General features: G+C 57.1%; 9 protein-coding genes. 7 read left to right on the top strand and 2 right to left on the bottom strand.

Features of this window, described 5'->3' with window-relative positions; translation table 11 throughout:
• Positions 1-139 precede the first annotated feature (139 nt).
• Entirely contained in the window at positions 140-571 is a 432-nt protein-coding gene (locus tag ACESMB_RS08790; RefSeq protein WP_372926194.1) for a DNA-formamidopyrimidine glycosylase family protein, read from the top strand.
• Positions 572-692: 121 nt separating this feature from the next.
• On the opposite strand, the gene ACESMB_RS08785 is transcribed toward ACESMB_RS08790, so the two are convergent.
• Together ACESMB_RS08785 and ACESMB_RS08780 are read right to left on the bottom strand one after the other, a co-directional pair.
• Complete coding sequence (locus tag ACESMB_RS08785) at positions 693-950, bottom strand: YdcH family protein (RefSeq protein ID WP_372926195.1); 258 nt, start codon at positions 948-950, stop codon at positions 693-695.
• Between the two features lie 107 nt (positions 951-1,057).
• Positions 1,058-1,942, bottom strand: coding sequence for a LysR family transcriptional regulator (locus tag ACESMB_RS08780; RefSeq protein WP_372926196.1), 885 nt, complete (start codon positions 1,940-1,942; stop codon positions 1,058-1,060).
• A 120-nt stretch (positions 1,943-2,062) separates the two neighbouring features.
• Between ACESMB_RS08780 and ACESMB_RS08775 the strand changes: the two genes are divergently transcribed.
• From ACESMB_RS08775 to ACESMB_RS08750, 6 genes are all read left to right on the top strand, one after another.
• Positions 2,063-3,505, top strand: coding sequence for an aldehyde dehydrogenase family protein (locus tag ACESMB_RS08775; RefSeq protein ID WP_372971348.1), 1,443 nt, complete (start codon positions 2,063-2,065; stop codon positions 3,503-3,505).
• A gap of 10 nt (positions 3,506-3,515) precedes the next feature.
• Positions 3,516-4,517 carry a dipeptidase gene (locus tag ACESMB_RS08770; protein ID WP_372971347.1) on the top strand — a complete coding sequence of 334 codons (1,002 nt, stop codon included), beginning with the start codon at positions 3,516-3,518 and terminating at the stop codon, positions 4,515-4,517.
• A gap of 52 nt (positions 4,518-4,569) precedes the next feature.
• The gene (locus ACESMB_RS08765; RefSeq protein WP_372926199.1) at positions 4,570-6,192 is read left to right on the top strand and encodes a BCCT family transporter; all 1,623 of its coding nucleotides are present in this window, start codon (positions 4,570-4,572) and stop codon (positions 6,190-6,192) included.
• A 3-nt stretch (positions 6,193-6,195) separates the two neighbouring features.
• A complete protein-coding gene (locus ACESMB_RS08760) occupies positions 6,196-7,926 on the top strand; it encodes a hypothetical protein (protein ID WP_372926200.1) in 1,731 nt (576 codons plus the stop codon).
• Complete coding sequence (locus tag ACESMB_RS08755; RefSeq protein ID WP_372926201.1) at positions 7,923-8,690, top strand: DUF3726 domain-containing protein; 768 nt, start codon at positions 7,923-7,925, stop codon at positions 8,688-8,690. The genes ACESMB_RS08760 and ACESMB_RS08755 overlap by 4 nt, the downstream gene beginning before the upstream one ends.
• Positions 8,691-8,704: 14 nt before the next feature.
• Positions 8,705-9,036: RidA family protein (locus ACESMB_RS08750; protein WP_372926202.1), on the top strand; the 332-nt coding region annotated here is incomplete at its 3' end.

Below are 9,036 nucleotides of genomic sequence, written 5' to 3'. Positions count from 1 at the left end.
CTGATGCCGATGGAGACCCAGGACTTTCTTTTTCCACGCTACTGAAACTGTGTTGCACAACGCTGCCGGCTGGCAGCAAGTGTCGTCATTTCCCCCGGAGGGGATGTAGCGAGCGAGAAGTACCCGGGAGAGTAATCCCATGCCCGAAGGTCCGGAAATACGACGGATGGTCGACGACATTGCAAAAGCGGTTGCAGGCCAGAGGGCTGAGCAGGTGTTTTTTGCTTTTGATCGTTTCAAAGCCTATGAAGCTTTGCTGTCGGGGCGTCAGGTGACGGGAGTGGAGGCACGAGGCAAGGCAGTGCTCGTGTTTTTCTCGGCAACCAATGATGACGGGCCATGGTGTGTGTATAGCCACAACCAGTTATACGGAAAGTGGCAGATGGGAAAGCCGGGTCAGGAACCTCGCACTAACCGACAGCTCCGGTTCGCCATACTCGGTCAGAAAAAAGCAGCCCGGCTATACAGTGCCTCCGATATCCAGTTGGTCCGGCCCGAAAACCTTGGCGAGATCAGCTACCTGGCCCGTCTGGGCCTTTTCGCGGCGCCGCCACATGGTTTTCAACCGTGACTCGGAGGCCTGTCACCACTGCGGTACAGGCATCATGAAAACGGTCATTGCCAGCCGGCGATTGTATTACTGCCCCATTTGCCAGGGCTGCTAGTTTCAGCGCCTTCTTCTTACCGTTCGCTTACTGTGATGCTGACGACTCGTACTCGCGAATCATTCCAGACAACTGATCCTTCAGGTTCAGGCGCTGTTTCTTGAGATTTTCCAGATGCTCGTCAGAAGTGTTTTCTGCGCCAACCTCGAAGTGATGAACGGCATGATCAACCTCGTGGTACTCATCAAACAGCTTTGCAAAATGGTTGTTGCTGGTTTTCAGATGATGAATGGCATCTTTGGACTCGGGGATTTCGTGAATCAGGTCGTGCTTTTCCAATGACATATAGTTAATCTCTATGGGTGGGTTGAGTTTCATTGGTTCAATGTTAACTCATCAGGCTACTCGCTTTTTGACTCCCGTCAATGGTGGATTGTTCAAGGGCAAGAAAACTAGGTTGTCACATCTTTCAGCCGTTTCAGAATTACCTCTTCCAATGCCTGGGCCGAGGGTGACAGTGAGCGGTTCGCCAGTTTAATAATGCCAATCTGGCGTACCAGTTTGGGGTCGCTGAGGGGGACAAAGCTCAACTTCTGATTATCCACCGGGAAGGCAAGGCGAGGCAGGGTGGTGATGCCACTGCCAGCTTCCAGCATGGCAAGCAGGGAGATCATGTTGGAAATGTAAAAGTCGTTGTTATCCACCAGGCTGGCTGCGGCAGTATTCTGCAAGAGCCGCGAGGTACCGTTGGCGATGAAACGCTCTGCATTCAATTCATGCCACTGCAGGCTGTCGCGGTTTGCCAGCCGATGGTTGCGATGCAATACAACCCCTATATTGTCCTCGAACAGGTGTGTGTAGCTCAGGTGCTCATCCCGGGCCCAGACACTACTGATTCCCAGGTCCACCTCACCGCTGGCGACCATACGGCATACGAACTCTGCATTTTCGTCGTGAAGGTTAATGTTGATGTTCGGGTATTCGGCAATAAACGCGGCCAGAAATTCCGGCATCAGACGGCTGGCGACAGAGGGCACTGTCGCCAGCGTAACACGACCCTGTTGCCCTTCGGCGACATGCTGTAACTCATTGGCAAGACGGTCGTGTTGCTTCACCAGTTCCCGGAAACGGGGCAGGCAATACTCTCCGAAAGGCGTCAGCTGCCCCTTGAGATTCTTTTCGAAAAGCGGCTGCCCTAGCCGTTCCTCCAGATCCCGTATAGCCATGGACAGCGCCGGCTGGCTGCGATGCAGTTGGCGGGCAGCACCGTGAAAACTGCCTTCTTCCCAAACCGCCAACACATAACGCAGTGGCTGAATCTTGAGCTCAATTCCCATGCTTTATTAATCCGAACAGAGTCGAGAGTAATAAGGATAGCTTATCAAAAATACGATAATTTTGATTATCCTTATACATAAAAGACGCCTAGGCTATGGGTAATCATTAAGGAGGAACCCATGTCACAGTCACACGCACTCTACATCGGTGGAGAGTGGGTCAAGGGTGAACAGTCTGCCCAGCCCAACCAGAACCCGTCTGATCTTTCCGATATCATCGGTCATTATGACCAGGCCAGCGCCAGTCAGGTGAAACAGGCCATTGAGGATGCCCGGCAAGGGCAGAAAGCCTGGGCTGAAACCGGGCTTGAGACCCGTTACAGCGTGCTGATGGCGATTGGCAATGAACTGATTGCCCGCAAGGACGAACTGGGCGAACTGCTTTCCCGGGAAGAGGGCAAGCCGCTGGCAGAGGGCAAGGGTGAGGTGTATCGCTCAGGTCAGTTTTTCCATTATTACGCCGCTGAAGTCCTTCGCCAGATTGATGACCGGGTGGCATCAGTGCGGCCCGGTGTCGAGATCGAAACCCGCCGCGAGCCGCTGGGGGTCGTCGGGGTGATCAGCCCCTGGAACTTCCCCATGGCAACCGCCGTCTGGAAAATTGCCCCGGCGCTGGCATTCGGCAACGCGGTGGTGTTCAAGCCCGCCAATCTGGTGCCGGCAAGCGCCTGGGCGCTGACGGAAATTATCAGTCGTCAGGGGCTGCCCGCCGGTACGTTCAACCTGGTTACCGGCAGTGGTCGCGAAGCGGGCGAAGCCCTGATCACCAGTCCGCAGGTCCAGGCCGTCACCTTTACCGGGTCGCTGGAGGTTGGTCGTCGTGTGGCCGCTGCGACCGCTGCCAACCTGGTGAAGTGCCAGCTGGAAATGGGCTCCAAAAACGCCCTGATCGTGCTGGACGACGCTGATCTGGATGTCGCGGTTGATGCCGCCTTCGCCGGTGCCTATTCCGGTTCCGGGCAGAAGTGCACGGCCTCTTCACGGTTGATTGTTACTGACGCGGTGCATGATGAGTTTGTTGCCAGGCTGACCGCAAAGCTCGCTGAGGCAAAAGTTGGCCCGGCGCTGGCGGACGGCACTGTCATTGGACCGATTGCCAGCGAAAGCCAGCTGGCAGCGAATCGCCGCTGGGTAGATGTTGCCCTGAAGGAGGGTGCCACGCTGGCGTTCGGGGGTGAGGACGTGAGTGCAGCCAGCAAGGGCTATTACATGCAGCCTGTGCTTTTAGCTGACACCACCAATGACATGGCTATCAACCGGGACGAGGTATTCGGCCCTGTGGCCTGTGTGATTCGGGTTCCGGACTACGAAACGGCACTGACTACCCTCAACGATACCAACTACGGACTTACCGCCGGCCTGGTCACCCGCTCCCTGCACTGGGCGACGGATTTCAAGGCAAGGGCGGAGACCGGCTGCGTGATGGTAAACCTGGCTACTGCCGGCACCGATTACCACGTGCCTTTTGGTGGCCGTAAGGATTCCAGCTTCGGGCCGAGGGAACAGGGCCGATACGCCCGCGAGTTCTACACCATCGTCAAAACCTGTTACACCAAGGCCTGAGGCTTCAGCCATGTCAAAGTCTGTTCTGACCATTGATGGTTTGCAGTACTCGAACTGGTCACGGGCCATCTTCGAAGAAATGCGGGAAGGCGGTGTTGATGCGGTACACGCCACACTGGTGTATCACGAGAACTGCCGCGAGACCCTGTTGCGGTTCGGAGAATGGCAGCGCCGCTTCGAAGAGCATGATGACCTGATCATGCCCGTGCGCGACGCCAGCGACATTGAACGGGCCCGGCAAAGTAACCGGGTGGGGATTTTCTTCGGTGCCCAGAACTGTTCGCCTATTGAAGATGATATCGATCTGGTTGCGATTATGCGGCGGCTGGGGCTGCTGATCATGCAGCTTACCTATAATAACCAGAGTTTACTGGCCTGCGGTTGCTACGAGGCGGAAGACAGTGGCATCACCCGTTTTGGCAGACAAGTGATCCGGGAGATGAACCGGGTCGGTATGCTGATTGATATGTCCCACAGCTCGGAGCGTTCGACTCTGGATGCTATCGAACTGTCAGAGAGGCCGGTGATTATCTCCCATGCCAATCCGGCCAGTTTTCACCCGGCAAAACGCAACAAGTCGGATGACGTATTGCGCGCGGTGGCGGAAAGCGGCGGTATCCTCGGGTTCTCTGTGTATCCGTTTCACCTCAAGAACGGCCCGGACTGCACGCTTGATGAGTTCTGCGGCATGGTGGCCGACACCGCGGAACTGATGGGAATTGACCACATCGGTCTGGGCACCGACCTGTGCCAGGGGCAGCCTGAATCCGTACTGACATGGATGCGTAACGGCCGATGGACCAAGGCCATGGATTATGGCGAGGGCAACAAGGCGAATGCCGGCTGGCCGAAGCCGCTGTCCTGGTTCAGTGACAATCGCCATTTCACCAATATCGCAGAAGGTTTGCACTTGAAGGGATTCAACCGTGAAGAGATCGAGAAGATCATGGGCCGTAACTGGCTCCGGCAATTGACCGAGGGTACGCAACCTCAGCCAGGGGCGGTGTACTGAATTTTCTTTGTTCCAACTACAAAGTTCCGACAACAAAAACAGGTAAAACGCCATGACAATCTCAGCCAGTTCTACCGCGACTCAGGAAGCGGGTATCAAGCGCTTGGGGGACCCGATCGTATTGGGCCTGAGCATCGGATTCATTCTGATTTTTCTTGGTCTTTCACTCTATGACATCGAGTGGACGGCCGGATTGATTTCAAGCGGCTTTGCCTGGACCGCCGAGACTCTGGGCTCCTTCTTCCAGCTTCTGCTGTTGCTGACCTTTCTGATTGGCATGGGCGTAGCTGTCTCCCCGGCGGGCAGTGCCAAGGTGGGCAATCGGAGCACCCCGGAGTTGAGCACGTTCAAATGGTTGTCCATCATTATGTGTACGCTGCTGGCAGGCGGTGGTGTGTTCTTCGCTGCCGGTGAGCCGGTGTATCACTTTGTAGTGACTCCGCCCGTATTCAGCACCGAAGCGGGAACCGCAGAGGCAGTCGCGCCGGCCCTCGCTCAGTCATTCATGCACTGGGGGTTCCTGGCCTGGGCAATTCTGGGAACGCTGTCTGCCATCGTGCTGGCCCATGCCCACTATGTGAAAGGTCAGCCACTGCAGCCCAGAACACTGCTTTATCCGGTGTTTGGCGACCGGGTGATGCATGGCTGGTTTGGCGGCCTCGTGGATGCCGCCTGTGTGATCGCAGTGGTTGCCGGTACGGTGGGCCCCATCGGTTTCCTGGCAACCCAGGTCAGCTTTGGCCTTCATGAGCTTTTCGGTTTTCCCGAGGGGTACGGTACCCAGCTGGTGATACTGCTGGTGCTGGCGGGTGTTTATGTGACCTCGGCGATGACCGGTATCCATAGGGGTATCCAGCTGCTGAGCCGGTTCAATGTCTTTCTGGCACTGGCCATCGCGGCGGTAATTTTCATCTTCGGTCCGACACTGTTTCTGACCAACGCCTACACCCAGGGCTTCGGAGAGTACGTCACTTCTTTTTTTGCCATGGCAACGGTTACCGCCGGTACTGCTGAAGGCTGGTGGATGCAGTGGTGGACCGTGTTCTTCTTTGCCTGGTTCCTGGGCTACGGGCCCCTGATGGCAATCTTCGTTGCCCGCATCTCCCGCGGCAGGACGATCCGCCAGATGATCCTCGCGGTGGGCGTTATGGCACCGGTGGCAACCACCATCTGGTTCACCCTACTGGGTGGCTCCGGCATTTTCTACCAGCTGACAGGTGCGATCGACCTGACCGAAGCTCTCAACAACTTCCAGTTTGATGTGGCTACGCTCACCATTGCCCAGGCGCTGCCCGGCGGCACGCTGATGGCGCTGGCCATTCTGGTCCTCACCACCATTTTTGTGGCAACCACGGGCGACTCCATGAGCTACGCCATTGCAGTGGTCAGCGCAGGGCATGACAACCCTGACCCGATCGTTCGTGCTTTCTGGGGCGTGGCGATGGCTCTGATGGCGGCGGTGCTTCTATACATGGGTGCGGGGCAGATCAGTGCGCTGCAACAATTCATTGTCATCACAGCGATACCCGTCTCCCTGATTCTGCTGCCGTCACTTTACATTGGCCCGAAATCCGCCTATGCAATGGCAAGGGAGCAGGGCATTGTGCCGCCCAAGGGCGAAGTGGCCCTGGTCGGTCAACCGTCAGTTTCGTCTGACTCTGTTTCGAGGAATTAAAACATGGCTACCCAGTTGGACACGCAACCTCGGCTGAAACTGCGTCCTGCCGCCAGGGTCATGAACCTGGTGCGTCTGGGTAGCCTGCACGCGAGCCGCCTCAGCTTCTCGCGCAGCCTGGTCCGTCAGATGGCACGTGAGGACTGGACGGTAACAACGGTTCGGGATGAGCTGGATGAGCACGGGCATGGCGTTATGATTTACCGCCTGCAGACACCTCATCACACCTACCACGGTGTGATATTTTCCCAGTACCTGGAGCCCGAGCGCCGATCCGATCGTGTTATTGCCGAAGCCTGGGACGTCACCTTCGCGCTGGTCGAAGGGTCGGTTGAGGACAGCCTGTTGGCTCAGATGGCCGCCAACGTCCCCCTTCAGGAGGCCGGCCGACAGCATCCGAGATTGCTGGTGCTGTCGCGGGCCAACAAGAGCCTGCGTAACTTCGATCACTTTGTCGACGCCCTGGCCTCAGGGCATCAACCGGATCCCGCATGGCTGACCCGTGTCGGTTACCTTTATCGCACCACGGCGGTGTATGGCAATGGCAAGTTCGGCATTGCAGACTACGCGCGCCTGCAGAAAAACCCGGATTTCAACCGGCCATTTTCGGCCCAGATGTTCGCTGTCTATCTGTTGCGTCACTTCTCGATACAACAGGTAGAGCATCTCGCCTCCAGCCGTTCTCCAACTCGTGCGGTCGGCCTGGCCCCGGAGCTGCAGCGTTATCTGGGCATTGGCAACTCCACCGGACTGGGAATGGCGCCTTTCCTGATCAACCATCCGCAATTGATCCAGCAGTGGGTCTACTGTCGGGAGCGTGCGCTGGCCTGGGCCCGGGAACAGTTGCCCACCGGAAGCACCCGCCAGGAACTGATGACGCTGCTGCAACGGGCCCACCAGCATTTTGTCGAAACGGTCACCGAGGACAGTGAGCAGACCCGCCGCAACGCCGCTACTGTGGCTTCCATTGCATCGGTCATTCGCTGGCTCGATCAGACGGAGGCCACGCCCTACCTGTGGGATGAATTGCTGGACTGGGCTGATGACAACTGTTCCCTGGAAGCCCAGGAGCTGATCAATACACTGCTGATCGAACTCTATCCGGACCTTATTGATGCGGTTGAGGACGAATTGGGCTGTGAGGAAATACTGGAATTGCAGCCGGAAATGCGGGCTTCCGTTCTTAAAAATATGATCGAGTCCAGGTTTGCCTGGGCACTGGATTACGACCCCAAGAATCCGGACCATCGATACTGGTTCTGGTACCGATCGGTTGAAAAAGAAGAACCACGGCTGGGTGTGCGTGCCGAAGAACCCGGCGCTGAGAAAGAGCTCCCCCTGGCCATCGGCCCCAGGATTCACCGCACGTACCAGTTGCTGGATGCGTTTCTGGACCGCAGTCCCCGCGGGTCAGTGGTGGAGTTCCTGATGGCCCACCCCGGACAGAAAGAATGTGTCCGGCGCATCCAGACCATGGGAGCCACACCCTATGGCGAGATCCAGGCCAATCTATGGCACCGGGATATGAAACCCATGCACCTGCTGCGCACCAAGCTCTCGTTTTTCGGTGCCAGCCGGTTCGATCCCAAGTCGGATCGTTGGGTCCGGGTAACCCTGTTTCAGGGTGCACCGTTATTCTGTGAGTTGTTCAGCGATCACGGTACCGACAAGGCACGGCTGAAGGCCCTGGATGACTGGAGTTTCCCCGTAGAACCAGACTTGAAACCATCATGAAAGTCTCATTCAACGAACTGCAGGGAATGGGTCGCAAGGCGTTTATCGGCATCGGCTTCGAGGAAGGTGATGCCATTGATGCTGCAGAAATGGTCGCTTGGATGGAAGCCCACGGACTCGGCGGTGTCGCGGCCCTCAAAAAAGGCCTGGATTACCTGCTGACCGAGGATCCCGCCCAGACTCCGACCCTGGTTTACCAGGACGCCGATTTCAGCGTTCTGGATGCCCACAATCACAGCATACTCGGCAATGCCAGCCTGGCGTTGGAGCTTGGGTACGCCAGAGCCCGGGCGCGTGGGTTGTCGATCACCAAAATCCGTCACTGCCACAACCGGGTGTTGGTGATCGGTTATCTGTCCAGGCTGGCCCGTCGGGGCATGAACGTAACGGCCTTCTGGCGCAATTCCCACGAACCCCTGATCGAACAGGTAGTTGGCTTCAAGGCGGGTCACCTGGTTCCGGAAATATGTGTGTATAGCCTGGAGGATATCCCTGACGATACCGAAAAGAACGACGGCATTACCCTGATCATGGCCAACCACGTTGACTTGCTGCCGAGTTTGCGCTCGGACTACGCCCTGACCAATCTGATGCGACAAACCGAAGAGAACCTGGTGCAGCAAAGGGACCGGGCCCTGGTGGAAGGGCTGGAGGTGGACGACCAGCTCTGGAAAACCCTTAAATCCCTCGCCGACCGTTTGCTGGTGGAATCTTCCGAAGCTTCCCGCAGCGGCGCAGGTGCTGGCAAGAGCGATAACGACTGACCGGAGAAAAATGGATGACCACCGCACCTTCAATTAACCCCATCGCGACAGAACTGCCACGCTCGAAAGCGCCACTGGAATGGGCAGTGACCGCCAACGGTATTCTGTTTACCGCCCAGATTCCTATCAACGGTGATGGCCAGGTTGTCCCTGGTGGCATAGAGCCACAGATCAGACAGACCATGGACAACCTGGAGCATACTCTGAACTGCGCCGGCACAGGGATGGCAGGCCTGACCCAGGCCCTCATCTACGTGACGGACCGCGAGCATCTGGCAGTGGTCAACCAGGTGTACGCGGAATATGTGGCTGAACCCTACCCCAATCGTGCGGCAATCATTGTTTC

The organism is Marinobacter sp. (assembly GCF_041686475.1).
Lineage (GTDB): Bacteria > Pseudomonadota > Gammaproteobacteria > Pseudomonadales > Oleiphilaceae > Marinobacter.
The sequence above is the reverse complement of the archived record's forward strand: the minus strand, read 5'-3'. Positions and strand labels throughout refer to the sequence as shown.

Excerpts from the sequence above, each read along its gene's own strand:
- ACESMB_RS08755 (WP_372926201.1), top strand. The coding sequence starts at position 7,923 with ATGAAAGTCTCATTCAACGAACTGCAGGGAATGGGTCGCAAGGCGTTT.
- ACESMB_RS08775 (WP_372971348.1), top strand. The coding sequence starts at position 2,063 with ATGTCACAGTCACACGCACTCTACATCGGTGGAGAGTGGGTCAAGGGT.
- ACESMB_RS08765 (WP_372926199.1), top strand. The coding sequence starts at position 4,570 with ATGACAATCTCAGCCAGTTCTACCGCGACTCAGGAAGCGGGTATCAAG.
- ACESMB_RS08770 (WP_372971347.1), top strand. The coding sequence starts at position 3,516 with ATGTCAAAGTCTGTTCTGACCATTGATGGTTTGCAGTACTCGAACTGG.
- ACESMB_RS08790 (WP_372926194.1), top strand. The coding sequence starts at position 140 with ATGCCCGAAGGTCCGGAAATACGACGGATGGTCGACGACATTGCAAAA.
- ACESMB_RS08785 (WP_372926195.1), bottom strand. The coding sequence starts at position 950 with ATGTCATTGGAAAAGCACGACCTGATTCACGAAATCCCCGAGTCCAAA.
- ACESMB_RS08760 (WP_372926200.1), top strand. The coding sequence starts at position 6,196 with ATGGCTACCCAGTTGGACACGCAACCTCGGCTGAAACTGCGTCCTGCC.
- ACESMB_RS08780 (WP_372926196.1), bottom strand. The coding sequence starts at position 1,942 with ATGGGAATTGAGCTCAAGATTCAGCCACTGCGTTATGTGTTGGCGGTT.